The 25,524-nt window shown below is 68.6% G+C and carries 27 protein-coding genes; 11 read left to right on the top strand and 16 right to left on the bottom strand.

All coding sequences use genetic code 11. The features are described 5' to 3' along the window. Positions 1-20: 20 nt before the first annotated feature. Both BM009_RS12015 and argH read right to left on the bottom strand, forming a co-directional pair. A complete protein-coding gene (locus BM009_RS12015; protein WP_093296414.1) occupies positions 21-266 on the bottom strand; it encodes a hypothetical protein in 246 nt (81 codons plus the stop codon). Continuing rightward, on the bottom strand, positions 263-1,639 hold the full coding sequence (gene argH, locus BM009_RS12010) for an argininosuccinate lyase (protein ID WP_093296412.1): 1,377 nt from the start codon (positions 1,637-1,639) through the stop codon (positions 263-265). The genes BM009_RS12015 and argH overlap by 4 nt, the downstream gene beginning before the upstream one ends. Between argH and BM009_RS12005 the strand changes: the two genes are divergently transcribed. Further along, entirely contained in the window at positions 1,638-2,222 is a 585-nt protein-coding gene (locus BM009_RS12005; RefSeq protein ID WP_093296411.1) for a TlpA family protein disulfide reductase, read from the top strand. The two genes, argH and BM009_RS12005, sit on opposite strands and share 2 nt — an antisense overlap. 137 nt (positions 2,223-2,359) lie before the next feature. Here the strand turns inward: BM009_RS12005 and BM009_RS12000 are convergent, their stop codons facing one another. The 3 genes from BM009_RS12000 to BM009_RS11990 all read right to left on the bottom strand — a co-directional run bounded on the left by BM009_RS12000 (position 2,360) and on the right by BM009_RS11990 (position 6,142). After that, positions 2,360-3,298, bottom strand: coding sequence for an alpha/beta fold hydrolase (locus tag BM009_RS12000; protein ID WP_093296409.1), 939 nt, complete (start codon positions 3,296-3,298; stop codon positions 2,360-2,362). An 18-nt stretch (positions 3,299-3,316) separates the two neighbouring features. Next, positions 3,317-4,237 carry a hypothetical protein gene (locus BM009_RS11995; RefSeq protein WP_093296408.1) on the bottom strand — a complete coding sequence of 307 codons (921 nt, stop codon included), beginning with the start codon at positions 4,235-4,237 and terminating at the stop codon, positions 3,317-3,319. An 84-nt stretch (positions 4,238-4,321) separates the two neighbouring features. Further along, positions 4,322-6,142 carry an ABCB family ABC transporter ATP-binding protein/permease gene (locus tag BM009_RS11990; RefSeq protein WP_175487993.1) on the bottom strand — a complete coding sequence of 607 codons (1,821 nt, stop codon included), beginning with the start codon at positions 6,140-6,142 and terminating at the stop codon, positions 4,322-4,324. A 90-nt stretch (positions 6,143-6,232) separates the two neighbouring features. Here BM009_RS11990 and BM009_RS11985 point away from each other — a divergent pair, with 90 nt between their 5' ends. Beyond that, positions 6,233-6,469 carry a hypothetical protein gene (locus BM009_RS11985; RefSeq protein WP_093296406.1) on the top strand — a complete coding sequence of 79 codons (237 nt, stop codon included), beginning with the start codon at positions 6,233-6,235 and terminating at the stop codon, positions 6,467-6,469. Positions 6,470-6,626: 157 nt separating this feature from the next. Here the strand turns inward: BM009_RS11985 and BM009_RS11980 are convergent, their stop codons facing one another. Together BM009_RS11980 and hisC are read right to left on the bottom strand one after the other, a co-directional pair. Further along, positions 6,627-7,535, bottom strand: coding sequence for a prephenate/arogenate dehydrogenase family protein (locus tag BM009_RS11980; protein ID WP_093296405.1), 909 nt, complete (start codon positions 7,533-7,535; stop codon positions 6,627-6,629). Next, positions 7,535-8,629, bottom strand: a complete 1,095-nt coding sequence (gene hisC, locus BM009_RS11975) for a histidinol-phosphate transaminase (RefSeq protein WP_093296403.1) — start codon at positions 8,627-8,629, stop codon at positions 7,535-7,537. Before hisC ends, BM009_RS11980 begins: the two co-directional genes overlap by 1 nt. A gap of 318 nt (positions 8,630-8,947) precedes the next feature. On the opposite strand from hisC, the gene BM009_RS11970 reads away from it, so the two are divergent. From BM009_RS11970 to BM009_RS11960, 3 genes are read left to right on the top strand one after another with little or no spacing between them, the layout of a single operon-like run. Continuing rightward, a complete protein-coding gene (locus BM009_RS11970; protein ID WP_093296402.1) occupies positions 8,948-10,072 on the top strand; it encodes a homoserine O-acetyltransferase MetX in 1,125 nt (374 codons plus the stop codon). Next, complete coding sequence (gene metW, locus BM009_RS11965; protein WP_093296400.1) at positions 10,069-10,662, top strand: methionine biosynthesis protein MetW; 594 nt, start codon at positions 10,069-10,071, stop codon at positions 10,660-10,662. Before BM009_RS11970 ends, metW begins: the two co-directional genes overlap by 4 nt. Further along, positions 10,659-11,522, top strand: coding sequence for a pirin family protein (locus BM009_RS11960; protein ID WP_093296399.1), 864 nt, complete (start codon positions 10,659-10,661; stop codon positions 11,520-11,522). Before metW ends, BM009_RS11960 begins: the two co-directional genes overlap by 4 nt. A 190-nt stretch (positions 11,523-11,712) precedes the next feature. On the opposite strand, the gene pgmG is transcribed toward BM009_RS11960, so the two are convergent. From pgmG to BM009_RS11945, 3 genes are all read right to left on the bottom strand, one after another. Then, the gene (gene pgmG, locus BM009_RS11955; protein WP_093296397.1) at positions 11,713-13,101 is read right to left on the bottom strand and encodes a phosphoglucomutase/phosphomannomutase PgmG; all 1,389 of its coding nucleotides are present in this window, start codon (positions 13,099-13,101) and stop codon (positions 11,713-11,715) included. A 137-nt stretch (positions 13,102-13,238) separates the two neighbouring features. Next, positions 13,239-13,502, bottom strand: a complete 264-nt coding sequence (locus BM009_RS11950) for a J domain-containing protein (protein WP_093296396.1) — start codon at positions 13,500-13,502, stop codon at positions 13,239-13,241. Next, positions 13,502-14,296 (bottom strand): division plane positioning ATPase MipZ, encoded by a 795-nt coding sequence (locus BM009_RS11945; protein WP_093296394.1) that lies wholly within the window; start codon positions 14,294-14,296, stop codon positions 13,502-13,504. The genes BM009_RS11950 and BM009_RS11945 overlap by 1 nt, the downstream gene beginning before the upstream one ends. Positions 14,297-14,376: 80 nt before the next feature. Here BM009_RS11945 and panC point away from each other — a divergent pair, with 80 nt between their 5' ends. Together panC and BM009_RS11935 are read left to right on the top strand one after the other, a co-directional pair. Beyond that, positions 14,377-15,210 carry a pantoate--beta-alanine ligase gene (gene panC, locus BM009_RS11940; protein WP_093296393.1) on the top strand — a complete coding sequence of 278 codons (834 nt, stop codon included), beginning with the start codon at positions 14,377-14,379 and terminating at the stop codon, positions 15,208-15,210. Between the two features lie 90 nt (positions 15,211-15,300). Beyond that, positions 15,301-15,597: an SEL1-like repeat protein gene (locus BM009_RS11935; protein WP_093296391.1), complete on the top strand. Its 297-nt coding sequence runs from the start codon at positions 15,301-15,303 to the stop codon at positions 15,595-15,597. 6 nt (positions 15,598-15,603) lie between these two features. Here BM009_RS11935 and BM009_RS11930 read toward each other — a convergent pair whose 3' ends face one another. Then, positions 15,604-16,080, bottom strand: coding sequence for a hypothetical protein (locus tag BM009_RS11930; protein ID WP_093296390.1), 477 nt, complete (start codon positions 16,078-16,080; stop codon positions 15,604-15,606). A 152-nt stretch (positions 16,081-16,232) separates the two neighbouring features. Between BM009_RS11930 and BM009_RS11925 the strand changes: the two genes are divergently transcribed. Continuing rightward, complete coding sequence (locus BM009_RS11925; protein WP_139216604.1) at positions 16,233-17,882, top strand: US12 family protein; 1,650 nt, start codon at positions 16,233-16,235, stop codon at positions 17,880-17,882. Positions 17,883-17,906: 24 nt separating this feature from the next. On the opposite strand, the gene BM009_RS11920 is transcribed toward BM009_RS11925, so the two are convergent. Both BM009_RS11920 and ssb read right to left on the bottom strand, forming a co-directional pair. Next, a complete protein-coding gene (locus BM009_RS11920) occupies positions 17,907-19,265 on the bottom strand; it encodes a TIGR02594 family protein (RefSeq protein ID WP_175487992.1) in 1,359 nt (452 codons plus the stop codon). 128 nt (positions 19,266-19,393) lie between these two features. Beyond that, entirely contained in the window at positions 19,394-19,984 is a 591-nt protein-coding gene (gene ssb / locus BM009_RS11915) for a single-stranded DNA-binding protein (RefSeq protein ID WP_093296386.1), read from the bottom strand. A gap of 62 nt (positions 19,985-20,046) precedes the next feature. On the opposite strand from ssb, the gene BM009_RS11910 reads away from it, so the two are divergent. The 3 genes from BM009_RS11910 (at position 20,047) to BM009_RS11900 (ending at position 23,741) form a co-directional block, all read left to right on the top strand. Next, positions 20,047-20,232, top strand: a complete 186-nt coding sequence (locus tag BM009_RS11910) for a DUF4169 family protein (RefSeq protein WP_093296384.1) — start codon at positions 20,047-20,049, stop codon at positions 20,230-20,232. A 252-nt stretch (positions 20,233-20,484) separates the two neighbouring features. Further along, positions 20,485-23,211 (top strand): ATP-dependent DNA helicase, encoded by a 2,727-nt coding sequence (locus BM009_RS11905; protein ID WP_093296601.1) that lies wholly within the window; start codon positions 20,485-20,487, stop codon positions 23,209-23,211. Continuing rightward, complete coding sequence (locus BM009_RS11900; RefSeq protein WP_093296383.1) at positions 23,208-23,741, top strand: SixA phosphatase family protein; 534 nt, start codon at positions 23,208-23,210, stop codon at positions 23,739-23,741. The genes BM009_RS11905 and BM009_RS11900 overlap by 4 nt, the downstream gene beginning before the upstream one ends. A gap of 18 nt (positions 23,742-23,759) precedes the next feature. Here BM009_RS11900 and BM009_RS11895 read toward each other — a convergent pair whose 3' ends face one another. The 3 genes from BM009_RS11895 to BM009_RS11885 form a co-directional block, all read right to left on the bottom strand. After that, positions 23,760-24,089: a MerR family transcriptional regulator gene (locus BM009_RS11895; protein WP_093296381.1), complete on the bottom strand. Its 330-nt coding sequence runs from the start codon at positions 24,087-24,089 to the stop codon at positions 23,760-23,762. A gap of 8 nt (positions 24,090-24,097) precedes the next feature. Further along, positions 24,098-24,406 (bottom strand): integration host factor subunit alpha, encoded by a 309-nt coding sequence (locus BM009_RS11890; protein ID WP_277600087.1) that lies wholly within the window; start codon positions 24,404-24,406, stop codon positions 24,098-24,100. 134 nt (positions 24,407-24,540) lie between these two features. After that, complete coding sequence (locus BM009_RS11885; RefSeq protein ID WP_093296378.1) at positions 24,541-25,512, bottom strand: beta-ketoacyl-ACP synthase III; 972 nt, start codon at positions 25,510-25,512, stop codon at positions 24,541-24,543. Positions 25,513-25,524: the final 12 nt, after the last annotated feature.

Raw genomic sequence — 25,524 nt, 5'->3', positions numbered from 1 at the left:
GGCGCTTAAGGCCGCCAAAATCAGTTGGGTGGCAGGTCGAACTCGTCGCTCCGCCGCGCTTCGGACGCCTGGATCAGGTCGTCGCTGCGCGCGGGGCGAGTCTGTGCCGTGGGTTTGAGAAGATCGGGAGGCGTGGGCGTCGCCGCGGCGCCGTACGGCGCCACCGGCAGCGATGCCCCCGGCGGCGGGGCCAGGGCCTCGCGCACGCCGCAACCGCTCAGTGCCAGCCCCAGGGCCGGTACGACGAGCAGCAGTCGCTTCCTCATGCTTCCTCCTCACGGCCCTTCCGAGCCGCTGCTATCGCCGCGCGAACCCGCGACGGTGCCGTGCCGCCGAAGCTGGTACGGCTGTTCACCGATGCGTCGACGCTGAGAACGCCGTACACACGTTCGTCGATCCGTGCATCGATTTCCTGGAGCGCTTTGATCGACAGCTGGTCGAGCCGGATGCCCTCGGCTTCGGCCTTCGCCACCGCGCGCCCCGTGATGTGGTGCGCCTCGCGGAAGGGGATGCCGCCTTCGCGGACCAGCCAGTCGGCCAGGTCGGTCGCGGTCGAGAAGCCGGCTTCCGCCGCCGCGCGCATCCGCTCCAGCCGGAAGGTCGCGCTCTCGACCATGCCGGTCATCGCCGCGATGCTGAGGCCGAGCAGGTCGTGCGCCTCGAACACCGGCGGCTTGTCGTCCTGCATGTCCTTCGAATAGGCGAGCGGCAGGCCCTTCATCGTCATCATCAGGCTGAACAGCGCGCCGCTGATCCGGCCCGAATGGCCGCGGACCAGCTCGGCCGCATCGGGATTGCGCTTCTGCGGCATGATCGAACTGCCGGTGGACCATTGATCGGACAGGGCGACGAAACCGAAGGGCTGGCTCGCCCAAATCACGAATTCCTCGGCCAGGCGGCTGAGGTGGAGGCTGCACTGCGCGGCGGCCGTGAGGTAATCGAGCGCGAAGTCGCGGTCCGACACCGAATCGAGCGAGTTGCGCGTCGGGCCGTCAAAGCCGAGCGCCTTGGCCGTCGCCTCGCGATCGAGGTTGAAGCCGGTGCCGGCCAGGGCCGCCGAGCCCAGCGGGCACAGGTTCATGCGGGTGCGGGCGTCCTGGAGCCGCGAGCGATCGCGCGCGAACATCTCGAAATAGGCCATCAGATGGTGGCCCAGCGTCACCGGCTGCGCGACCTGGAGGTGCGTGAAGCCCGGCATCACGCTGTCCGCATGCTGCTCGGCGCGGGCAAGCAGCGCATCCTGCAGTGCGCCCAGCGCCGCGTCGGCCTGGTCGACCGCGTCGCGCACCCAGAGGCGGAAGTCAGTCGCGACCTGGTCGTTGCGCGAGCGCGCGGTGTGGAGGCGGCCCGCGACGGGACCGATGGCCGCAGCCAGCCGGCTCTCGGAAAGCATGTGGATGTCTTCGAGCGCCAGATCCTCGGGCACGCCGTTCGCGGCGAACTCCTCGGCGACCTGGTCGAGCCCCGCGCCGATCGTCGCGGCGTCCTCGGCCCCGACGATCCCCTGCTGGCCCAGCATCGCGACATGCGCCTTGGAGCCGCGCAGATCCTGCTGCCACATCCGCTTGTCGAAGGGGATCGAGGCGTTTATCTCGCGCATCACCGCGGACGGGCCTTCGGCGAAGCGCCCTCCCCACATGGAATTGGAGCTGTCCTTGCGCTCGGTGATCGGTCTTCTCCTTCTGGGCGCCCTCGCACTGGGCGCGTGCGATAAGCAATCGCAGCCTTCTCAGCAAGCGAACGAAACAAGCGCGACGGCAAACGCCGCTGCACCCGCGCCGGGCGGCACGGTCGACCGCAGCCACAAGGGCGAGGCGGCGCCGACGATCGGCTTCACCGATGCGGCGGGCAAGAAGACGACGCTGGCCACCTTCAAGGGCAAGCCGGTGCTGCTCAACCTGTGGGCGACCTGGTGCGCGCCGTGCATCAAGGAGATGCCGACGCTCGACGCGCTGGCGGGCAAAATGGGCGACAAGCTCGTGGTGCTGCCGCTCAGCCAGGACCTGAAGGGGATGGAGGTCGTCGGCCCGTTCTTCCAGAAGAACGGGTACAAGAACCTGAAGCCCTATCTGGATACCGACACCGCGTTCAGCGTGCAGCTGGCCGTCAACCTGCCGACGACGATCCTGTACGATTCCACCGGCAAGGAAGTGTGGCGCGTCTCGGGCGAGTTCGACTGGGCGGGTAACCAGGCTGCCAAGCTGATCGCAGAGGCGAAGTAACGGGCAAGTCCCCCTCACCCTTCCGCCGCTTCGCGGCTCCCTCCCTCTCCCAAGGGGAGAGGGAGTTTAGCGCCCTCTCCCCTTGGGGAAGGGAGGGGACCCGCCGCCGCAGGCGGTGGGGGGGTGAGGGTGGCCACCTACCCTATCCCTGCCAACACCCCGCGCAGCCACGCCTCCGTTGCGTCCGCATGCGTCAGCGGCAGCATGTGGCCGCCGTCGATCAGCGTGCACCTGCCCCCCGCGATCTCCGCTGCCGTCCGCTCGCCGTGCAGCGCCGGATCGAGCAGCGCGTCCTGCCGGCCATAGAGGATCGACACCGGCACCCGGATCTCGCCGTAGCGCGCGATCAGCGGCGGCATCGCCTGCTGCGCCATGCGGATCTCGAAGCTGCCCATCTGGTAGGCGGACGCGCGCGCCGACAGCGCCCCACCACCGGCGGTGGCGAAGTCCGCGGGCACCGGATCGGGCGCGAACACCGCCTCCGCCCCTTGCTTGCCGAATGCCACGGCCATCGGCACCGCGATCGTCCAGGCGAGCAGCTCGCGGACGCCCGGCGGCGCCATCAGACCGCGAAACACCGCCGGCGGCTGGTCGACGATCTGGGTAAGCGGGGCGATCAAGGCGAGCGCCGCGGGCACGTCGGGCCGCTCGGTGGCGAGCGCCAGCGCCACCGCCCCGCCCATCGAATGGCCGACGACCAACGGCTTCTCCAGCCCCAGCGTTTCGATCGCCTCCGCGATCATCCGGCCCTGCCGCGCGAGATCGGGTCGCGGACCGGTCAGCCGCGAATAGCCCCAGCCGGGGCGATCGACCAGGATCACGCGGTGGTCCTTCGCCAGCCGCCCGGCCAACGAGTGGCTGAAGTTGCGCAGCTGGGCCATGATCCCGTGGATCATCACGATCGCCGGCCCGGCCGCGTTCTCCGGCCCCAGCTCGACGATATGCAGCCTTGCGCCGTCGACATCGACGAAGCGGCCCTCCGCCGGCGCCAGCTCCTCGGCCTTGCGCCCCGCCCAGGCCGACCATCCGGCCAGCCCGAGCACGCCCATGCCTGCCAATCCGAACGCTATCCGCATCTGCCCTCCTCGACCTTGTCAGCGCATATACTCGGTCTTGCGCAGAAAGGCTGCCAGAGACTGGGGGAACGTGCGAAAACAGCGTTGGTCGGCGCCGGCGTTCCCGCGCGGCACGGAGGCCGCACAACCCCGCCAGATGTCGATACCCTCGCGGTTATAGTGGTGAAGCATGGCCTTCCACGCAGTGGAAACCTGCCCCAGCCGCGCCGCCGTTGCGACATAAGCCGCGCAGCTGCCGTTGCGATAGCGCTCGTGCCGATCGAAGCAGCGGTCTCGCAAGTCAGGCAAGGCGCGCCGGAACACGTCGGCATAGGCACGCTCGCGCGATACATCGATGGCCACGCCGTTCCGGAAGCTGAGCACCATGGGCGGTCGCGGCGTGCAGGCGTTGCACCCGAACGCGCCATCGAAGGACCCGTCCCCCAGCACGAAATCGACGGCGCCGTCGCCCGAAAGATCGGACAGCCGGGCCGGCAGCTCCCCTTGCAGATGCCCGGGCAGGAATTGCTCATGATAGGTGCTGCCATCGGGAAGCAGGATCTGCTCGCGAACATCGCCCCCGGACCCGCCCGACTGGTTCTCGAGGACGATACCCGGACGACCATCGCCAGGCTGCAGGCGGGCGACGGCGATCCGGTAGAAGGAGGATTGCGAGTCCCCCAGCGTCCGATAGTCCGGCTGGCCCGGTGCCGTGACCGTCACCAAGGGCTGGTTGTTCACATGATCGAAGCTGCAGCCCTCGGTCTGCGGCGGGGTGCGGCAGGGCGCGGGCTCGATCCGGATGCGAACGCCTGCCGAGGTCCAGGCCACCACCCCATCGCTGGGCTTCCAGAAACGAAACACGCCTTCCGCGACCGTTTCCGCCGGGCGAGCGGCAGCCGCGAGCGAAAGGAACAGTAGCGAAGCGGCGATCGTAGAGAAGAAGAGCAGGACGCGCATCTGACGCTCCGGTCTGGAGGAAGCGCAATGCTAGCCTGACAGCTCTACTCAATCCATCGATATATTAGAACGCTTTGTCGCAGTCTACTCCGCGACGGGCGCCTCGCCCTCTTCGCGCTCCTGCGCCTGCCGCGCCCACATCTCGGCGTAGATGCCGCCTTCGCGCAGCAGCTCGGCATGGGTGCCCTGCTCGACCACGCGGCCCGCCTCCAGCACGACGATCCGATCGGCATGGACCACGGTCGACAGCCGGTGCGCGATGACGATGGTCGTGCGGCCCTGCTCGATCGACTCGAGCGTCGCCTGGATGTCCGCCTCGGTACGGCTGTCGAGCGCGCTGGTCGCTTCGTCGAGGATCAGGATCGGCGGGTTCTTCACCAATGTCCGGGCGATCGCGACGCGCTGCTTCTCGCCGCCGGAGAGCTTGAGCCCGCGCTCGCCCACCCGCGTGTCGAGCCCGTCGGGCAGCGCCTGGATGAAGTTGGCGATCGAGGCGCCGCGCACCGCCTCGGCGATCTCCTCGGGCGTGGCACCCTCGCGGCCATAGGCGATGTTGTAGCCGATCGTCTCGTTGAACAGCACCGTGTCCTGCGGGACGATCCCGATCGCGGCGCGGAGGCTGGCTTGCGTCACCGCGCGGATGTCCTGCCCGTCGATGGTGATGCGCCCGCCGGTCACGTCGTAGAAGCGGTACATCAGCCGCGCGAGGGTCGACTTGCCTGCCCCCGAGGGGCCGACCACCGCGAAGGTGGCGCCCGCCGGGATGTCGAGATCGATGCCCTTGAGGATCTGGCGATCGGCGTCGTAGCCGAACTGCACGCCCTCGAAGCGCACATGCCCCTGCGCGATCGCGAGCGGCTGCGCGTCGCCAGAATCCTTCACCTCGGCGCCGGTATCGAGCAGGTCGAACATCGCGCCCATGTCGATCACGCCCTGGCGGATCGTGCGATAGACCCAGCCGAGCATGTCCAGCGGGCGGAACAGCTGGCTGAGCAGCGTCGACACCAGCACCACATCGCCCGGCGTGAAGCGCCCGGTGGACCAGCCGAACACCACCAGTGCCATGCCGGCGGCGAGCATCAAATTGGTGATCACCGCCTGGCCGATATTGAGCCAGGCAAGCGAGTTCTCGCTGGTGACGGCGGCGTTCATATACGCCGTCATCGCCCTGTCGTAGCGCGCGCTCTCGCGGGCTTCGGCGTTGAAATATTTGACGGTTTCGAAGTTGAGCAGCGAGTCGACCGCGTGGGCGACGGCGCCGGTATCCAGGTCGTTCATCTGCTCGCGCAGCTTCGAGCGCCAGTCGGTCACCCAGCGGGTGAAGGCGATGTAGATCACCACCATCGCCAGCGTGCCGGCGACCAGCCACCAGCCGAAGCGCGTGCCGAAGATGCCGAGCACCATGCCGAGCTCGAGGATCGTCGGCGCGATGTTGAACAGCAGAAAATAGAGCATCGTGTCGATGCTCTTGGTGCCGCGCTCGACCACCTTGGTCACCGCGCCGGTGCGCCGGTTGAGGTGGAAGCGTAAGGACAGCTGGTGGAGGTGGCGGAACACGTCCGAGGCCAGCCGCCGCGTCGCGTCCTGCCCCACCCGCTCGAACACCGCGTTGCGCAGATTGTCGAACAGCACCGTTCCCAGCCGCGCGGCGGCATAGCCGGTGACGAGCGCGACGATCAGCCACACCGCGTCGCGCGGGCCCGAGGCCATCCGGTCGATCGCGCCCTGCAACGCGAACGGCGCGCCATAGACCTGCACCAGCTTCGAGCAGAGCACGAGCAGCAGCGCGAGCACGATCCGGATCCGCAGCCCCGGCGCATGCCGCGGCCACAGATACGGCAGAAAGCGCTTCATCGTGCCGAGCATGGGCCGATCGAGCGTGGCGGACGAGGTTTCGGGAGGCATCCGCCCTAATCTGGGACGCGGGCACGCGCGACGCAACCACGGGAACAGCCCGGAGGTCTGTCCGTTGAATCGGGCAGGAGGTCATCTGCCATGGACCAACTGCTCTACGTACTGGCGATCATGGGCTGCAGCGACGATGCGCAGGCCTGCCGCCAGGTTCGCCTCGAACCCGCCCGCTATACGTCGCAGGTCGCCTGCCAGGAAGCCATGGAAGCCGCGCTTCGTCGCGCCGCCGATGTCGATTATCCCGTCGTGCAGGCCGCCTGCCAGCGGCAGAGCGCGCAGATGGTGTCGCGCGAGCCGCAGCGCCCGGTGACCGGGGGCTGAGGCGCCTCCCGCACCCCACCCTTTGTCATCCCCGCGAAGGCGGGGATCCATTGGCGCTGGAACCGCGGTTCTTTCTCCAAACGTCCTGGCAAATGGATTCCCGCCTTCGCGGGAATGACGATAGTGTGGACGGACGCTGGGTCCGGCGCCCTCACCCCTATTCGTGCGACCGCCCGAAGTCCGGCCGAGCATCGTCCTGCCCCTGATCGATGATCGAGCGGCGGATCGCCCGGGTCCGGCTGAACAGCTCGAACAGCTCGTCGCCCTTACCCCAGCGGATCGCGCGCTGGAGCGCGGTCAGATCCTCGGTGAAACGCTGGAGCATGTCCAGCACCGCCTCGCGGTTGCTCAGGAACACGTCGCGCCACATCGTCGGATCGGACGCGGCGATGCGGGTGAAATCGCGGAAGCCGCCGGCCGAATATTTGATCACTTCGGACTGGGTGACTTCCTCCAGGTCCGACGCGGTGCCGACGATCGTGTAGGCGATCAGGTGGGGCAGATGGCTGGTCACCGCGAGCACGCGGTCATGATGCCCCGGCTCCATCGTCTCGACATTCGCGCCCAGCCGCCGCCAGAATTCGCTCACCCGCTCCACCGCCAGCGGGTCGCTGCCCTCGGGGGGCGTGACGATGCACCAGCGGTGGTGGAACAGCGAGGCGAAGCCGGCGGTGGGCCCGCTATTCTCGGTACCCGCCACCGGGTGGGCCGGGATGAAGGTCGCGTCCGGCAGCGCCGCACGCACCGCCTCGATCACGCTCAGCTTGGACGAGCCGACATCGCTGACGATCGCGTCAGCCGGCAGATCGGCGGCGAACTCGGCCGCCACCGCGCCCATCGCACCCACCGGCACGCAGAGGATCACCAGGTCGGCGTCGATTACCGCGGTGCCGGCGCTGTCTGCCACGTCATCGCACAGGTCGATCGCCACCGCCGTCTCGCGCACGGTCGGATCGGCGTCATAGCCGGTCACCCGCACGCTCGGCATGTGCTGGCGGACGCCGCGGGCGATCGACGAGCCGATCAGCCCGAGGCCGATAATGGTGACGCGCGCGAAGGGCAGCATCAGGCGCCGAGCACGCGGCGCAGCGAGGCCGCCACGCCCTTGATCTCGTCCTCGGTGCCGATGGTGATGCGCAGCCCGTGCGGCAGGCCCTGGCCGGGGAGCCAACGGACGATATAGCCGTCCTCCATGAGGTGCTTATAGGCCTGCTCCCCGGTCACCTCGCCCTCGAACAGGACGAGCTGGAAGTTGGCCTTGGAGGGCACCGCGCGGACACCCTTGTTGCCCATGCTGGCGATCTCGTCGGCGAACCACTGGCGCCACTGGGCATTGTGCGCACGGCTGTGCTCGACGAACGCCTTGTCGCCCAGCGCCGCGATCGCGGCACGGCCTGCGCCGATGCTGAACGCAAACGGCGCGCGGATGCGGTGCATCGCGGCGATGATGTCGGGGTGCGCATAGCCCCAGCCCACCCGCTCCGAGGCGAGGCCGAAGATCTTGGAGAAGGTGCGCGTCACCAGCACGTTGTGCTGGGTGCGGGCGAGCTCCAGCCCGCCGTCATCGTCCTCGGGATCGAGATATTCGGTATAGGCCTGATCAAGCACCAGCAGCACGGTTTTGGGCAGTGCCGCGTGCAGGCGGGCGATCTCCTCGCGCGCCGTGTAGGTGCCTGTCGGGTTGTTCGGGTTCGCCAGGAAGACGAGCTTGGTCTTCTCGGTCACGCAGGCGAGGATCGCGTCGACATCGGTCGCATAGTCGCGGTCGGGCGCCACCACCGGCGTTGCGCCGACACGCCTCGCGGCGATGTCGTACACCGCAAAGCCATAGCGGACATAGATGATCTCGTCGCCCACGCCCGCGAACGCGCCGGCGGCAAGGTGTAGCACCTCGTCCGAGCCGGTGCCGTAGACGATCCGCTCGGGCTCCACCCCGTAATGCGCGCCCAGCGCCTCGCGCAGCGCGACGGCGCCGGCATCGGGATAGCGCTCCAGCTCGGTCGCAGTGGCGGCATAGGCGTCGCGCGCGGCCTGGGGCGTGCCGAAGGGATTCTCGTTGGACGAGAGCTTGGCGGCGGGCTTGCCCGAATCGGTGGTGGCGCGGCCCGGGACATAGGGGGCGATGGCCATCACCCAGGGCTTGGGGACGGGTGCGTTCATGGGGCCGGGGATTGGCGGAATGGCAGCCGATTGGCAAGCAGCCCCTTCGTTCCTCCCCGGCACGGGGAGGGGGACGGCGCGGCAGGGAAGCAGCCGATCCTCCCCTGCACCGCAGGGGAGGGGGACCGTTCGCGTAGCGAAGGGTGGAGGGGCCGCGCCGCGAGGCGCGGGGCTCGTTGCGAGCGCAGGATACCGCCGCGTGCGCGGCGGCCCCTCCACCACGCTGCTGCGCAGCGCGGTCCCCCTCCCCGAGCTTCGCCCGGGGAGGAATGGCGGGAGACGCTTGAACGTGCGGCTCGCTCCGCCTAACCGCCGGATATGTCCGATGATCCGCGTTTCGGCCTTCGCCGCTCGGTAACGCTGCCGGGGCCGCTGCGCCTCGACGGCGGCGTGCTGTTCTCGCCGGTCGACATCGCCTACGAGACCTATGGCACGCTCAACCCGCAAGCGAGCAACGCCATCCTGGTCTGCCACGCGCTGACCGGCGACCAGCATCTCGCCTCCGAACATCCGGTCACCGGCAAGCCCGGCTGGTGGGCGCGCATGGTCGGCCCAGGCAAGCCGATCGACACCAATCGCTGGTTCGTGATCTGCTCGAACGTGCTCGGCAGCTGCCTCGGCTCCTCCGGACCCGCGACGATCAACCCGGCGACCCGACAGCCCTGGGGCATGCAGTTCCCGGTGATCACCATCCGCGACATGGTCCGCGCGCAGGCCATGCTGCTCGACCATCTCGGTATCGACCGGCTGTTCGCGGTGGTCGGCGGCTCGATGGGGGGCATGCAGGCGCTCAGCTGGGCGGCGACCTTTCCGGAGCGCGTCCGCGCCGCGGTGGTGATCGCCTCGGCCGCGCGGCATTCGGCGCAGAACATCGCCTTCCACGAAGTCGGCCGCCAGGCGATCATGGCCGACCCGAAGTGGCGCGGCGGGGCCTATTACGAGACGCAGGACCCGCCCGCGGCCGGCTTGGCGGTCGCACGGATGGCGGCGCACATCACCTATCTGTCGGAGGCGGGCCTCACCGCCAAGTTCGGCCGCAAGCTCCAGGGCCGAGAGACCAAGACCTTCGGCTTCGACGCCGACTTCCAGGTGGAGAGCTATCTGCGCCACCAGGGACTGGCCTTTGTCGACCGGTTCGACGCCAACTCCTATCTCTACATTACGCGAGCCCTGGATTATTTCGACCTTGCCGAGGAACATGGCGGGCTGCTCGCCAACGCCTTCCGCGCGTCCCAGGCGCGGTTCTGCGTGGTGAGCTTCGACACCGACTGGCTCTACCCCACCGCGGAATCGCGCAGCATCGCCCATGCGCTCAACGCCGCCGGGGCACCGGCCAGCTTCGTCGAGCTCAGCTCGCCCTTCGGCCACGACGCCTTCCTGCTGGAGAGCCCCGAACTCGACCGCGTGATCGGCGGCTTTCTCGCCGCGGGAGAACGCGCATGAGCCTTCGCCCCGACCTCGCGATCATCGCATCCCATGTGGACCGCGGCGCGCGCATCCTCGATGTCGGCTGCGGCGACGGCGCGCTGATGGCGGCGCTGCGCAACGACCGCGGCTGCGACGCGCGCGGGCTGGAGCTGGAGCCGACCAATGTCGCCGCCGCGGTTGGGCGCGGCCTGTCGGTGATCCAGGGCGATGCCGATACCGACCTTGCCGACTATCCCGACGACAGCTTCGACTATGCCATCCTCAGCCAGACGCTGCAGACCACGAGGCGGCCGGACTGGGTGCTGGAGCAGCTGCTGCGGATCGGCCGCCACGCCTTTGTCTCCTTCCCCAATTTCGCGCATTGGCGGGTGCGCGCCTCGCTGCTGTTCGGCGGGCGGATGCCGGTCACGCGGCTGCTGCCGATCGCCTGGTATGCGACGCCCAACATCCACCATGTCACCGTCGACGATTTCCGCGCACTGGTGAAGGAACGCGGCATCGCCATCGAGGGCGCCTGGTTCCTCTCCGGCGACCAGCAGACAGGCTCGGGGCTCGCCAATCTCCTGGCGGAACACGCCGTCTTTCTGTTGAGGCACGATCGATGACCGACGTTACCCTGCTCGCCACCCACGCGGCGTATCGCGACGATATCGGCGATCTGGTCACCCGCCGCCCGGTGCCGGGCCCGGGGCTGGAGCAGATCGGCGCCTTCCTGTTCCTCAACCATCACGGGCCGCAGACCTACTCCGCCAATAATCGCGGCCTGCCCTTCGGCCCGCACCCGCATCGCGGCTTCGAGACGGTAACCTTCATCCTGGAGGGCTCGCTCGCCCACACCGACTCGGCGGGGCACGAGAGCATCATCCGCGCCGGCGGCGTGCAGTGGATGACGGCGGGCCGCGGCATCGTCCATGCCGAGGTCTCGCCGGCTGAGTTCAAGCAGGCCGGCGGGCCGATGGAGATCCTCCAGCTCTGGGTGAACCTGCCGAGCCGCCTCAAGATGACCGCGCCGCGCTATGTCGGGCTGCAGGCGGACGCATTTCCCGCCGTGGCGGCGGGGGACGGCGCGACGGTGCACCTCGTCTCGGGCGATTTCGGCGGCCGCACCGGCCCGATCGAGTCGCTCACCGGCGTGTTCCTGTGCTGGGCCGAGCTGGCGGCGGGCGCGACGCTGCGCTTCGACGGGCTCAAGGACCGCGACCTGTTCCTCTACGCGGTGCGCGGGAGCGTGAAGCTGGGCGATCGCGCGCTGCCCAACTGGCACCTCGCGACCCTGTCGGCGGGCGACACGCTGACGCTCACCGCCGACGAACCCGCATTGATCCTGTTCGGCCACGCCGCGCCGATCCCCGAACCGGTGGTCGCGCATGGCCCGTTCGTGATGAACAGCGTGCAGGAAATCCACCAGGCCTATGCCGACTATCAGCGCGGGGCATTCGGCGTTGCGGAGATCGTGGCGGGCTAACCAGCCCAGCCTCCTTGTTGTCATTCCCGCGAAGGCGGAAATCCATTGCCCTCGGCGCTGGGGGAAGGAACCGCAGCTTCAGCGCCAATGGATCCCCGCTTTCGCGGGGATGACGGGGGAAGGCTGCGAGAGCCCTCCCCAACTTCTACATCAGTCCCTCCCTCTCCCCGATGCGGAGAGGGAAGCCATATCAATGCGCCGCCTGCTCGCCGCGGACGATGCCGCTCTTGCCGAGCTGGTCGTCGATCTGCGCCATCAGGCGATCCAGGCCTTCCTGGTCCTTCGCCTCGGCGCGGGCGACGAGCACGTCCTGGGTGTTCGACGCGCGCAGCAGCCACCAGCCGTCCTCAGTGTTGACCCGCGCGCCGTCGGTGCGGTCGACTTGGGCACCGTCCGCCTCGAGCCGATCGAGCACTTCCTCGACCACCGGGAACTTGCGGCTCTCGTCGACCTGGAAGCGCATCTCCGGCGTGTTGACCATCGCCGGCATCTCGTCCTTGATCTGGGTGAGCGACTTGCCGATCACGTGGATCGCCTGGATCAGGCGGATCGCGGCGTACTGGGCGTCGTCGAAGCCGTAATAGTCCTGCGCGAAGAAGATGTGGCCGCTCATCTCGCCCGCGAGCGGGGCGCCGGTTTCCTTCATCTTGGTCTTGATCAGGCTGTGGCCGGTCTTCCACATCACCGGCTTGCCGCCCAGCTCGGCGATCCGGTCGTACAGCGCCTGGCTGGCCTTGACGTCGGCGATGATCGTCGCGCCCGGATCGATGCGCAGCACCGGTTCGGCGAGGATGGCGAGCAGCTGGTCGCCCCACACCACCCGGCCCTGGCCGTCGATCGCGCCCAGGCGGTCGCCGTCGCCGTCGAAAGCGAGACCGAAATCGAGGTTCTTCTCGGCGACCAGCTTCTTCAGATCGGCGAGATTCTTCTCTTCGGTAGGATCGGGATGATGGTTGGGGAAATTACCGTCCACATCGGTGAACAGCGTATGGTGCTCACCCGGCAGCAGCTTGACGAGCTTCTCGATCACCGGGCCGGCGGCGCCGTTGCCCGCGTCCCAGCCGATCTTGTACGAACCGCCGGCATAGCCCGCGATCAAGCGGCTGACATAGAGGTCCTCGATGTCGGCATCGGTCACCGTCTCGGTGCCGTCGCCCTCGTCCCAATCGCCTTCCGCCGCCATCTTGCCCAGCGTCTGGATGTCCTGACCGAAGAACGAACGGTGCTGGAACACCATCTTGAAGCCGTTATAGTTGCCGGGATTATGGCTGCCGGTAATCTGGATGCCGCCATCCACCTCCAGCGTTGCCTCGGCATAATATAGCATTGGCGTCGGGCCCATGCCGGTGCGCACCACGTCGCAGCCCGAGGCGGTCAGGCCCTCGATCAGCGCGGCCTCGAGCATCGGCGAGGAGATGCGGCCGTCCCGGCCCACCGCCACCCGGCGGCCGCCGGCGCGGCGCAGCAGCGTGGCAAAGCCGCGGCCGATCGCACGGGCGTCGTCCGGACCCAGCGTCTTCCCCACGATTCCGCGGATGTCGTATTCGCGCAGCGACGTCGGATCGAAACGGTGCGTCATGTAAGCCCTCCCGAAGGTAAAGATGCGCGCCTCTTCCGCGACTCGAAACGAAGTTTCAAGCGGCCCGAGGCACGAATAGGTTAATATTTTGCACTGCAACATCGTCGCAGGCAAATGTTACGTGACGAGGACGGACCTCAGCCCCGCAGCAACGTATCGCGGGCCATATTGATCCGGCGCGTCAGCTCGGCCGAGCCGCCCTTGTCGGGGTGCAGCGCCGAGACGAGCCGGCGGTGCGCCGCGCGAATCTCGTCGGGTCCCGCCGCCGCATCGACGCCGAGGATCGCCCGTGCTTCGCTCTCGCCGAGCCGGGGCGGCGGCGCGACGGGCACCTTCTTCTTCGGCTGCAGCCAGCGCCACAGGATGTAGAGCAACGCCGCTGCGATGAGGAGCTTCGCCATCAGGCGAACAGCGGTGCGTTGACGTCGGGCAGCGCGAGGCCGGCCATCATCTCGCGCAGTTCTTGCCGCGCCGCGACATGGCTCAGCCCCATCTCGCCGAATTCGCGCGAATCGAGCATGGTCAGTCCCTGCGGGAACAGCTCGCGATAGATCACGCGCTCGGAAAGCCCCGAAATCACCCGGAAGCCGACGCGCTTCGAAAGCTGGTCGATCGCCTCGGAAACGCGCCGCATGTTGCGTGCCTCGATATGCTGCATGCGGTTGCGCAGCACGACCCAGTCGATCGTCTCGCCGTCGGCCTTGGCACGGCGCTTGCGCGATTCCCAGATCATCTCCGAATAGAAGCTGGGGCGCGTCACGCGGAAGCTGTCCGGATCAACCTGGCCGATCAGGTCGAAGTCGACGAAGCTGTCGTTCATCGGGGTGACCAGCGTGTCGGCATTGGTCACCGAGATCCGCGCGAACTTGTCGTCGCGGCCGGGGGTGTCGATCACCAGGAAGTCGGCGCCTTCGCCGAGTCGATCGAGCGTTTCGGTGAAAAAGTCCATGCTCTCGCCATCATGCGTCTCGTAGACCGGCATCGGCAGATCGCGGCCCACTCGGCGCACGGTCGCACGGCGATTGTCGAGGTAGCGACCCATCGTCCGCTGGCGGTGATCCAAATCGAAACAGGCGACACGCGCGCCCTTCGCCGCCAGCGCGATCGCCGCGTGCACCGCGGTGGTCGACTTGCCCGTGCCGCCTTTTTCATTGGCAAAAACCAGCACATGCAGTCGTTTGGCGGGCTGATTCAACGCAGCTATTCCTTCACTTGATCGGGCGGCCTCCCCCCCATAGAAGGCCCCGCTTCCGTTCATATCGAAAGTGCCCAAGCGTGCAAACCGTTCGCCAGATCGACGATCTTCGCCAGGCGCTGGACGCCTTCCGCGGTGAAGGCGCCCGGCTGGCCTTCGTGCCCACCATGGGCGCGCTGCATGACGGGCATATGGCGCTGGTCGAGGCGGCCAAGCGCGCCGGCACCCGGGTGATCGTATCGATCTTCGTCAATCCGATCCAGTTCGGACCAAATGAGGACTTGGCAAAGTATCCACGACGTGAACAGGCCGATTCGCGGCTGCTGACCACGGCGGGCGTCGACCTGCTGTGGATGCCGACGCCCGAGATCATGTACCCCGAAGGCTTCGCCACCAGCGTGCGTGTTGCCGGGGTAAGCGAGCCGCTCGACGGTGCGCACCGCCCCGGGCATTTCGACGGCGTCGCCACGGTCGTCAGCAAGCTCTTCCACCAGGTGCAGCCCGATATCGCGCTGTTCGGCGAAAAGGACTGGCAGCAGCTCCAGGTGATCCGCCGCATGGTCATGGACCTGGACATGCCCATCGAGATCCAGGGTGTGCCGACCCAGCGCGAGGACGACGGTCTCGCCCTCTCCTCCCGCAACGCCTATCTGATGCCCGAGGACCGCGCCCGCGCGGTGGCACTGCCGCGCGCGCTCGGCGCCGCTGCGAAGACGATCGGCGAGGGCGGCGACCGCGAGGCGGCGCTTGCCCAGGCGCAGGAATCGCTGGCCGCGGCCGGGTTCGACGTCGATTATGTCGCGCTGGTCGATGCCGAGTCGCTCGGTGCGCCGGTGGAGGGCCGGCCGATGCGGCTGCTCGCCGCCGCGCGGATCGGGGGTACCCGGCTGATCGACAATATCCCCGTGCTATGAACTAATACGGTTAAGCCGCTTAACCTTTTGTTGTCCTTACCCCCCCAAATTCGGCTGCAGCAAACAAGCCGAATCCGGGGTGATGGAACAATGGCGAATAGCGAAAAGAGTGCGCGTTTTCTGGTCGAAAGCCGGCTGCGCGATGCGGCGCGGGGTAGTGCCGATGCCTGTTTCGATCTTGGTATCGTCTATTCGAGCGGGGCCGAGGGCGTGACGATCGACTTGGTCGAGGCGCACAAGTGGTTCAACATCGCCGCGATGACCGGCAGCACCGAGGCCCAGGCCTGCCGCGCCGACATCGCCGAGGACATGACCGCGCGCGAGATCATCGAGGCACAAAAGGCCGCCCGCGCCTGGCTGCGCGGCCTGGAAAGCCGCGCCGCCTGACGCGACTCAGGGCGCCTTCTGGCCCCAGTTGATCGAGACGCGGGTGCGGCCGATATGGCTCTCCACCACCACCCGCAGGCTGCGTTCGCTTTCCTCGCCCGCTTCGTAGCTGAAGCCCGTTTCGCGGCGATATTTCAGGCCCGAGGCATTGGCCTGGGCACGCGACCAGCCGAGCACTTGCTTTTCCGGGGCGTCGGTCTCGTAGACCAGATTGCCGCTGACATGCCGCCCTGGCAGCCCATCGGGCGCGGCGGTGCAGCTGAGAATCGTCGCATTGGCATAGACCGGGACGAAATCGGGCTTGTTGCTGCAGTCGATCGCCGCCGAGACGTTCGCCGGCACCCCCGCCGCCGCTGCGGACGCGACATTCTGTCCCACTGGATCGTCGGTCGTCTGCTCGCCGCCGCCGCGGCCGCAGCCCGCGAGCAGCACGAATGCGCCGAGCAGCGTGGCGCGCGCGATGGTGTGACGACGACGATGCATCCTGGCCCCTTTTCCGACCGGTCGACCTCGCACCGGCGCTTGGCATAGGAACGGCCCGCCACGCGCTTTGCTCCCGCCCCTTGGTGCGGCGGATCAGCGCTGCTAGCGAGGTCCTGGGCCGCCAAGGCCCGCCTTGGGGAATTGCCGAAAGCATGGTTCGATTGTCGTCCGCCGGGCTGGCGCTGGCCGGTGCCGCGCTCGCATTGCTCTTCTGCGGCGGACTGCTGGTCTATGGCGCCGGGCGCGGCATCGATCTGACCGACGAGATCTTCTACCTCGTCTGGGCACGCGATCCCGAGGCCTATGCGCTGCTCTACCAACCCTTCGGCTATCTGCTGCATCCGCTCTATGCGCTGCTCGGCGGCGATGTGGCGCGCTACCGGCTGGTCGGCTTTGCGATCACCGCGGCGGCGGGCGCGTTGCTGGGCCGGCAGCTCGCCCCCGAAGGCGCACTGCGCCTGCCCTTCGCGACGTTCGGCGCGGCGGCGGCGCTGGTCATCTATTTTCCGTGGATCGTCACCCCCAGCTACAATTCCGCCGCGAATGTCGGCGCGATGCTGGTGCTGGCCGGGGTAGCGACGCTCCTGCGCGCCGGCGCTATTCCCGTGCGCGCCGCGGCAAGCCTGGCGATCGCCTGCGGGCTCTGCGCCGCGGCCTTCGCCAAGCCGCCACTGTTCGCACTGGGCAGCGTGTTGGCGGTCGCCCTGGCCGCATGGTCGTTCCGGCGGAATCGCGGGCGGAGCATCGCACTGCTCGGCGCGATGGCGCTGGCCATGCTGCTGATCGCGCTGTTCCTGCCGCTACCTCGCATCCCGGGCCTGCTCGCACGGATCGCGGCGAGCCAGCATATTCTGGCACTTCCCAACACGCCGACGCACCTGCCGATCAAGGTGCTGGGCGACTGGGCCGCGGTGCCGCCGCTGCTCTGGGCGGCGGCGCTTGCCGCACTCGGCGCGCTGGCGTTGCGACGCACCCGCTGGGCTGACTGGCTCGGCCATGGCGCCATGGCGTTCGGCCTGGCCAATCTGGCGTCGACCATCCCCGACACGCTGGACGGCGGCATCCCCGAATTCCCGGGGCTCGCGCTGCTGCTGATCGCGACCGGCTATGCGGCGCTCTTTGCCCGGCGCGACCTGCTACTGCTCGCGCTGCTCCTGGTCGCGCCATTCGCGGTGGCACTGGGCACCTTCAACAACCAATGGGCGCAGCTCGATTTCAGCATGACCTTCCCGCTGGTCGCGCTGTTCCGCCTCGCCAGCGACGATCCCCTCCGCTGGCGCCGGGCCGCCGCAACGCTGCTGAGCCTTGCCGCACCGCCGCTGCTGCTGCTCGCGGCGGCAGCGGCGCCCTACAGCCTGCCCGACTCGATCTTCGCGCAGACGATCCCGGTACGCCACCCGCTCACCGGCAGCCCGCTGCTGGTCGACCAGGAGACCGCCGACTTCCTCAACGGCACCCAGGGCAAGGCGGCTGGCGCGCTGCTGGTCGACCTGTCCGGCACCGGCCCCGGCGTCGCCGCCGCACTGGGGGCGAAGGCGCCGGTGCTGCTCTGGCTCAACCCGGCGACCGCGACCTGGCCCGACGTCGTCTGGTCGCGGCTGACCGAGCGGGAGCGGGCACGTGTCTGGTTCGTCGCCCCGGTGCTGCCGCTGTTCGCGCCTTCCGCCCCGGCGCGGTGGCTGGCAGCGCATCGCGGCGGCTATTGCCGCACGCCGCTGCCGCGCATGACCTTCTGGTGGGAGGAGCGATCGCTCGAACTCTGGCGCCCCTGCCCGGCGCCGCGCGCGCACCCCGAAGGCTGAGCGCACGGCGCGCAGGGTCGGGGCTCAGCGGCGGATCGACAGCAGCTTGTACTTGGTCTGGCCCACCGATCCGTCCACCGGATAGCTGGTGATGCACACCCGGTTGCCCTGGTTGCCGCCGAGCACGCGGATCCGGTCCTTGCCGTCCTGGCCGACGAAGAAGCCGACATGGCCGCCATCGACCGAGGGCGACTTGCGGCTCCACACGACGATGTCGCCGGGCTGCGGATTGCTGGTGACGTCGTGCCCCCAGCCACTATCGTGCCAGCTGCGCGCCCATTTGCTGTCGGTGCCTTGCATCCCCGCCTTCTCGACGCAGTAATTGACGAAGGAGGAGCACCATGCCGTCTCGTCGGGCGCTTCCCCGCCCTTGGTGGTGCTGTGGTAGAGGACGATCCGCGGATTGTCCTGCCGGCCAGGCGTTTCCTTCACGCCCAGCGCGAGCTCCGCTTGCGCGACCGCATACGGTGTCGTCGGCGCGGTGGACGGTGCCGGCAGCGGCAGGCCACCCGAGAGCGGCTTCAGGAACTGCCGGGCCATATAGCCATCGGCGACCCCGTCGCCATTGACGTCGACCTGCACCCAGTCCGCCTCGGTGCCGAGACCGTGCACCACCGCGCCGAGCGGCAGGCTCTGCACCACGTCGAACTGCGCGCCCGCACCGCCGCGGACCCGAAGGCCGCTGCGCGCCGCGACCTCGAACACCGCAACTGCGTCTTCCGGCCGCCGGACGGGTGCAGCCGGTGCCGCGCCGAACTGCCCGAAATCCGCGAAGGCGGGATTGGCCAGATTGCCGTCATAGTCGAAATTGCCGAACGGCCCCCTGAGGCCCTGGAATTTCTGGAACAGCGTCCATTGCTGGGAGGCGAGGAATGCCTTCGATCCGGTCCACCCCATCGAGGCGGGCAGCCAGAACAGGGTCGCCAGGCCGCCGGCCTTGAGATGCGAGCAGACCGCCCCCGAGCCATAGACGCCGACGCGGAAATGCCCGTTCAGCGCGGCGTTGACCTCCTGGAAATAGTGCTCGATCTGGGCCAGCTCGGCCGGCCGGGCGAAGTCATGGTCGACCGCGAAATAGATCGCCGAGTCCTTGGGCTGGCCGACCGTTCCGGCAAGTTCGAGCGCACGCTTCGCATCGCGCGTGCCCTTGCCGTTGCCGAAATCGTCGATCGCCCCACCGGCACCGCCGCGCTGCTCGAAGACGACGGCGAGATCGAGGCCGGCGGCCACCAGCTTCCCATATTCCGCCGCCGTGAGGCACTTGGACAGGAAGGTGCTGGAATTCTTGATATTATAGTAGCGGATGACGGTGCGGACGCCCTCCTGGAACAATCGCGCAGCATAGTCGCCGACATTGTACGGCGAGTCGATGATCTCTTGCATGGCTGATCCCCCTGCTCGCGCCCCTCCGCGAGCAAGATACAGCATGCCATCTATGCCGATTCGAAAAAAGGGCCCGCAGGTTTACCCGCGAGCCCTTCCAACCTCGTGTTCGAATCGTCGACAGACGATCAGAACGGCACGTCGTCGTCCAGATCGTCCGGGAAGCCGCCGCCGAAGCCGCCGCCGCCGGCAGGGGCGCCGCCGCTGCGCTGGCCGCCGCCGTTGAAGGTACCGCCGCCGCGACCGGCCGGGGCACCGCCGCCGAAGCCGCCGCCACCACCACCGCCGCCGCCGAACGAATCGTCCGCACCCCAATCGTCGCCACCGCTGCTACGGCCGCCGCCCGCGCCCGCACCCTGGCCGCCGCCGGGACCGTCGAGCAACACCATCTGCGCGTTGAACCCCTGCAGCACGATCTCGGTCGAATAGCGGTCGGCGCCGCTCTGGTCCTGCCACTTGCGGGTCTGCAGCTGGCCTTCGAGATAGACCTTGCTGCCCTTGCGCAGATAGCGCTCGGCAACGTTGGCGAGACCTTCGCTGAAGATCTTCACCGTGTGCCACTCGGTCTTTTCCTTGCGCTCGCCGCTGTTGCGATCCTTCCAGCTTTCCGAGGTGGCGATGCGCAGCTCGACCACCTTGCCGCCGTTCTGGAACGCCCGGCTCTCGGGGTCGCGCCCCAGATTGCCGACGAGGATCACCTTGTTGACGCTGCCCGCCATGCCGCAAAAACTCCGATATACGATGGTGCGCCCGCGCGAAGGGGCGCTAGAAAGACTCAGCTATGGCCGACATCCTTAACCTGAACAAAGCGAGAAAAGCGAGAGCGAAAGCGACCGCCCAGGCCGAAGCCGAGGCCAACCGCGCCCGCTTCGGCCGCACCAAGGGGGAAAAGGCGCGCGATGCCGCGGAGGCCGAACGCAAGGTCCGCACGCTGGACCAGGCGAAGCGAGAGACGCCGGGGGATTGAGGCCGACTGGCTGTCCGGAGAATAGCCCCCACCTTTTCTTTCATGTCGTCATTCCCGCGAAGGCGGGGATCCATTGGCGCTGAATCGGCGGCTCTTTCCCCCAGCATCCTGGCAAATGGATCCCCGCCTTCGCGGGAATGACGAAGGCCGTTTAAATGGGCCTGTAGCCGTAGCACCGTCGATGTTGCACCCACCGCCCACCGCATTGCCGCTGTCAAAGCGGAACGCATCGTGTACAAGCAGCGCAGTCCGATGCTGCCGCCGCTTCCCTATCCCGCCCTCCACGCCAGCCATTCGGGCGTGTGGATCGCTACGTCCGACGGGACCCGCGGGCTGAGCCGCGGCGAGGCGATCCGGATCGCCGCCGATACGCCGGTGCTGCTGCTCAACGCGCCACTTGTAGGCCAGCGGCTGGGGCACCCGGAACTCAACGGGCTCGACCTGCTCGAGCTGTTCGCCTTTCTCCGCCCCGCGCGCTTCATGGTGCCGACCGCCAAGGGACTGGCCCGCGCCTGCGGCCTCGAACCGCCGAGCGACGACGCGCAGGTCGCCGCCTTCCTGCGCGATGCCGCCGCCGCGCTGCTCTCGCTCGCCGAGGGCGACTGGCCCGAGCGCGAGGGCGCGTGGCACGGGCTGCAGTCGCTGGGGCGGCTCCGCTGGCCGTGGAGCGCTGCGCTGGGCCAACGCATCGCCAAGCCCGAGCGCGCCGAGCGCTGGCTCTTCTCCAAGCTGCCCGAATGGGAGGAAGGCGCGCCGCGCCCCGCCCCGCGCACCATCACGCTCGATTCTGCCGACGTCGCCGAACGCCTCGCCCGGCTGACCGGCGCCACTGCTGAGCGCCGCCAGGGCCAGCGCGACTATGCCGAAGCCGCCGCCCAGGCCTTCGCCCCGCGCAGCGTGCCCGATACGCCCAATCTGGTGCTGGCCGAGGCGGGGACGGGCATCGGCAAGACGCTCGGCTATCTCGCCCCCGCCTCGCTCTGGGCGGAGAAATCGGGCGGGCCGGTCTGGGTCTCCACCTTCACCAAGGCGCTGCAGCGCCAGCTCGGCAACGAAGGCGAGCGGCTGTTCCCCGATGCCGAACAGCGCCGCGCCCGCATCGTCACCCGCAAGGGCCGCGAGAATTATGTCTGCCTGCTCAACCTGGAGGATGCGCTGCAGGGCGGGTTCGCCGGGCGTGCGGCGATCCTCGCGCAGCTGGTCGCGCGCTGGGCGGCGTATACGGCGGACGGCGACATGATCGGCGGCGACCTGCCCGGCTGGTTGCCCACCCTGTTCCGCCGCAACGGATCGACCGCGCTCACCGATCGCCGCGGCGAGTGCATCTATGCCGGCTGCCCGCACTATCGGAAATGCTTCATCGAGCGCGCCGCCCGCGCCAGCGCCGATGCCGATATCGTCATCGCCAACCATGCGCTGGTGATGGTCAACGCCGCGCGGGGCCGCGAGAACCAGACGCGCCCCACCCGCTATGTGTTCGACGAGGGCCACCACCTGTTCGACGCCGCCGACGCGATGTTCTCGGTCGCGCTGACGGGCCAGGAATCGATCGAGCTGCGCCGCTGGCTGACCGGCCCCGAATCGGGTTCGCGCGGCCGTCGCCGGGGCCTGGCCGCGCGCCTGTCTGATGTCGCCAGCTATGACGATGCCGGCGGCCGCGCCATTGCCGAGGCGGTCGACGCCGCCCGCGCGCTGCCCAGCGACGGCTGGCTCCAGCGGCTGAACGAAGGCGAGCCGTTCGGTCCGATCGAAACGCTGCTCGCCGCCGTACGCGGCCTGGTCTATGCCCGCGATACCAACGGCTCTGCGGACGCGGGCTATGGGCTGGAGACCGAACTCACCGAGCCCGATGCCGCGCTGGTCGAGGCCGCCGGCAACGCCACCGCCGCGCTTGACGCGCTGCTCCGCCCGATGGTGGTGCTCGGCCGCCGGCTCGAGGCGGTGCTTGCCGAAGCGCCCGACTGGATGGACGGCCCGGCGCGGGCCCGCATCGAAGGCGCGATCGCCTCGCTCGGCTGGCGAGTGGACACGGTCGGCGCCTGGCTGGCGCTGATCGCGCGCATCGGCGGCCCGGCCGATCCCGAGTTCGTCGACTGGCTGGCGGTCGACCGCGTCGAGGGCCGCGAATTCGATATCGGCCTGCACCGCCACTGGCTCGACCCCGCCAAGCCGCTCGCCAAGACGGTGCTGGAGCCCGCGCACGGCGTGCTCGTCACCTCGGCGACGCTCCGCGCCGGCGGCGACTGGGACGTGGCCGAGGCGCGTTCCGGCAGCGTCCATCTGCTGCGCCCCGCCCAGCGTTTCGAGGCGAAGAGCCCGTTCGACTATCCCAACCAGGCCGAGGTGCTGATCGTCACCGACGTCAAGCGCGGCGACATGGCGGCGCTCGCCAATGCCTATGCCCGGCTGATCGCGGCGGCGGGCGGCGGCACGTTGGGATTGTTCACCGCGATCCGCCGGCTCCGCGCTGTCCATGCCCGCATCGCCGATCGGCTGGCCCGCGACGGCCTTCCCCTGCTCGCCCAGCATGTCGACCCGATCGACACCGGCACGCTGGTCGACATCTTCCGCGACGATCCCCGCGCCTCGCTGATCGGCACCGATGCGCTGCGCGACGGTGTCGACGTGCCCGGCGATTCGCTGCGGCTGGTGGTGATGGAGGGCGTGCCCTGGCCCAAGCCGAGCGTGCTCCACGCCGCGCGCCGACTGGCCGGCGGGGGATCGGCTTATGACGACCGCATCGTCCGCGCCCGGCTCGCCCAGGCGTTCGGCCGGCTGATCCGCCGCGCCGACGATCGCGGCGCCTTCGTGCTGCTCTCCGCCGCCACCCCGTCGCGGCTGCTCGATGCCTTCCCGCCGGGCACGCGGATCACCCGCACGACGCTGGACCAGGCGGTCGAGCGGGTTCGGCTTTCCTTGGGGGCCGGCTTGCGGCATGAGGCGGGCGAAGCCGCCAGCGTCCACATTGGGGAAGCATGAAGACCCTTCTCGTCCTCCGCCACGCCAAGTCCGGTTGGGACGATCCGGTCGCGCGCGATTTCGATCGGCCGCTCAACCCCAAGGGCCAGCGCGCCGCCGTTGCGATGGGTCGATACTTGCGCGCGCAGGGCCTGCGCTTCGACCACGCCATCGCCTCGCCGGCGGTGCGGGTCGAGGAAACGCTGGCGCAGGTCTCCAACGGCTATGGCGAGACGATCGCGCCGGCCTGGGACAAGCGCCTCTATCTCGCCTCGCTCGGCACGCTGCTCGATGCGATCGAGGCACTGCCCGATACCGCCGAGGTGGTGCTGCTTTCCGGGCACAATCCGGGGCTGGAGGAGCTGGTGCTCGATCGCGTGTCCGCGGCCAGCCCGTTGCGCGACGAAGTCGAGCAGAAATACCCCACCGCGACGCTCGCCGAACTGCGCTTCGATATTGCGCATTGGGCGGAGGCGTCCCGCGCGGACGCCGAACTCGTCCGGTTCGTGCGTCCGCGCGATCTCGATTCCAGCCTCGGCCCCGATGGCTGAGGCCTAGAGCTTCACGCTCTAGCGGTCTTCTTCCAAGGCGTCGGACAGCGAGTCCCGGATCGCCTGCAGCTCGGCGGCCTTGCTTCGGCCGCGTGCCGCCTTCTCTTCCGCCAGCAGCTTCTGCACGCCGCGGATCGTATAGCCCTCCTCGCTGAGGAGATGGTGGATGCGGCGCACCAGCGCCACGTCTTCGGGTCGATAATACCGGCGGTTGCCCGCACGGGTGAGTGGCTTCAGCTGGGGAAACCGCGTTTCCCAATAGCGCAAGATATGCTGCGGCCTGCCGATTTCAGCGGCGAGCTCACCTATGGTCCGCAACGCACCGGCGGCCTTTTCGGTCGCCGGCATCGCGGGCCTCAGCGGGCTGAGACGATGCGATCCCGCATCATCTGGCTGGCACGGAAAGTGAGCACCCGGCGCGGTGCGATCGGCACCTCCACCCCGGTCTTGGGGTTGCGGCCGACCCGCTCGCCCTTGTCCCGCAGCACGAAGCTGCCGAAGCCCGAGATCTTGACGTTCTCGCCCTTCGCCAGTGCCTCGCACATGTGCTTCAGGATCTGCTCGACGATCCGCGAGGCGTCGGCGCGCGACAGCCCCACTTCGCGATGCAGCGACTCGGCCAAGTCTGCCCTGGTCAGCGTACCCGCAGCATTCATTCCGGCAATTCCTTTCGTGTACTGGGCTACCCGTATCAGATTGTTACGCGCTATCAAGAATGATCTTGAAGCGCCAGTAACGCCTCAGACATATTCTGGAAAAACACGTAACTCGTCCAAAATGGGCATATTGCCTCTAACGCTTAGAAGCGCACCACGGCTGCACCCCAGGTGAACCCGCCGCCCATCGCTTCCAAAACGAGTAGGTCGCCTCGCTGGATACGCCCGTCGCGAACCGCCGCATCGAGCGCGAGCGGCACCGAGCCGGCCGAGGTGTTGGCGTGGCGATCCACGGTGACGATCACCTTTTCGGGCGCGAGGTCGAGCTTGCGCGCGGTGGCATCGAGGATGCGGGCGTTGGCCTGGTGCGGCACCACCCAGTCGACGTCGCTCGGCTGGAGCCCGGCCATCGCCAGCGATTCGTTCATCACCGAGGCGAGGTTGGTGACCGCGTGGCGGAACACCTCGCGCCCCTTCATCCGCAGCTTGCCGACGGTGCCGGTGGTGGACACCCCGCCATCGACATAGAGAAGGTCGTTATAGCGGCCATCGGCATGGAGCTTGGTGGAAAGGATGCCCTGCGGCGCCTCCCCGTCCGTATCCTGCGCCTCGAGCACGATCGCGCCGGCGCCGTCGCCGAACAGCACGCAGGTGGTGCGGTCTTCCCAGTCGAGCAGGCGGCTGAAGGTCTCCGCACCGATCACCAGCGCGCGGCGGTGGACGCCCGCACGCAGCATCGAATCGGCGACCTGGACGGCATAGAGAAAGCCCGAGCAAACCGCCGCCACGTCGAAGGCGACGCAATCGAGGATGCCGAGCGCACTCTGGACGCGCGTCGCGGTGGCGGGGAAGGTCTGGTCCGGCGTGGCGGTGGCGAGCACGATCAGGTCGATCGAGGATGCCTCGACGCCCGCCGATTCGAGCGCGGCGCGCGCCGCATCGGCGGCAAGCGTCCCCGTCGTTTCCTCCGGCCCGGCGATGTGGCGGAAGCGGATGCCGGTCCGCTCGACGATCCATTCATCGCTGGTATCGACGCGCTCCGCCAGCTCCGCGTTGGAAACACGCTGCGCCGGCAGGGCCGAACCCGTACCGAGAATCACCGAACGTACGGTCATGCGACCCCTTCT

The organism is Sphingomonas sp. NFR04 (assembly GCF_900114095.1).
Taxonomy (GTDB): Bacteria; Pseudomonadota; Alphaproteobacteria; order Sphingomonadales; family Sphingomonadaceae; genus Sphingomonas.
Note: the sequence above shows the minus strand (reverse complement) of the source record. Positions and strands in the feature narration are given on the sequence as shown.

Coding starts and splice junctions, on each gene's coding strand:
- BM009_RS11895 (WP_093296381.1), bottom strand. CDS start 24,089: ATGCCGGCGACCGAAAAGGCCGCCGGTGCGTTGCGGACCATAGGTGAG.
- BM009_RS11900 (WP_093296383.1), top strand. CDS start 23,208: ATGAAGACCCTTCTCGTCCTCCGCCACGCCAAGTCCGGTTGGGACGAT.
- BM009_RS11910 (WP_093296384.1), top strand. CDS start 20,047: ATGGCCGACATCCTTAACCTGAACAAAGCGAGAAAAGCGAGAGCGAAA.
- BM009_RS12015 (WP_093296414.1), bottom strand. CDS start 266: ATGAGGAAGCGACTGCTGCTCGTCGTACCGGCCCTGGGGCTGGCACTG.
- BM009_RS11985 (WP_093296406.1), top strand. CDS start 6,233: ATGGACCAACTGCTCTACGTACTGGCGATCATGGGCTGCAGCGACGAT.
- BM009_RS11930 (WP_093296390.1), bottom strand. CDS start 16,080: ATGCATCGTCGTCGTCACACCATCGCGCGCGCCACGCTGCTCGGCGCA.
- BM009_RS11950 (WP_093296396.1), bottom strand. CDS start 13,502: ATGGCGAAGCTCCTCATCGCAGCGGCGTTGCTCTACATCCTGTGGCGC.
- argH (WP_093296412.1), bottom strand. CDS start 1,639: ATGTGGGGAGGGCGCTTCGCCGAAGGCCCGTCCGCGGTGATGCGCGAG.
- BM009_RS11960 (WP_093296399.1), top strand. CDS start 10,659: ATGACCGACGTTACCCTGCTCGCCACCCACGCGGCGTATCGCGACGAT.
- BM009_RS12000 (WP_093296409.1), bottom strand. CDS start 3,298: ATGCGGATAGCGTTCGGATTGGCAGGCATGGGCGTGCTCGGGCTGGCC.
- BM009_RS11935 (WP_093296391.1), top strand. CDS start 15,301: ATGGCGAATAGCGAAAAGAGTGCGCGTTTTCTGGTCGAAAGCCGGCTG.
- BM009_RS11885 (WP_093296378.1), bottom strand. CDS start 25,512: ATGACCGTACGTTCGGTGATTCTCGGTACGGGTTCGGCCCTGCCGGCG.
- BM009_RS11920 (WP_175487992.1), bottom strand. CDS start 19,265: ATGCAAGAGATCATCGACTCGCCGTACAATGTCGGCGACTATGCTGCG.
- BM009_RS11970 (WP_093296402.1), top strand. CDS start 8,948: ATGTCCGATGATCCGCGTTTCGGCCTTCGCCGCTCGGTAACGCTGCCG.
- pgmG (WP_093296397.1), bottom strand. CDS start 13,101: ATGACGCACCGTTTCGATCCGACGTCGCTGCGCGAATACGACATCCGC.
- BM009_RS11925 (WP_139216604.1), top strand. CDS start 16,233: ATGGTTCGATTGTCGTCCGCCGGGCTGGCGCTGGCCGGTGCCGCGCTC.
- BM009_RS12005 (WP_093296411.1), top strand. CDS start 1,638: ATGGAATTGGAGCTGTCCTTGCGCTCGGTGATCGGTCTTCTCCTTCTG.
- BM009_RS11980 (WP_093296405.1), bottom strand. CDS start 7,535: ATGCTGCCCTTCGCGCGCGTCACCATTATCGGCCTCGGGCTGATCGGC.
- BM009_RS11995 (WP_093296408.1), bottom strand. CDS start 4,237: ATGCGCGTCCTGCTCTTCTTCTCTACGATCGCCGCTTCGCTACTGTTC.
- BM009_RS11905 (WP_093296601.1), top strand. CDS start 20,485: ATGCTGCCGCCGCTTCCCTATCCCGCCCTCCACGCCAGCCATTCGGGC.
- hisC (WP_093296403.1), bottom strand. CDS start 8,629: ATGAACGCACCCGTCCCCAAGCCCTGGGTGATGGCCATCGCCCCCTAT.
- metW (WP_093296400.1), top strand. CDS start 10,069: ATGAGCCTTCGCCCCGACCTCGCGATCATCGCATCCCATGTGGACCGC.
- ssb (WP_093296386.1), bottom strand. CDS start 19,984: ATGGCGGGCAGCGTCAACAAGGTGATCCTCGTCGGCAATCTGGGGCGC.
- BM009_RS11990 (WP_175487993.1), bottom strand. CDS start 6,142: ATGCCTCCCGAAACCTCGTCCGCCACGCTCGATCGGCCCATGCTCGGC.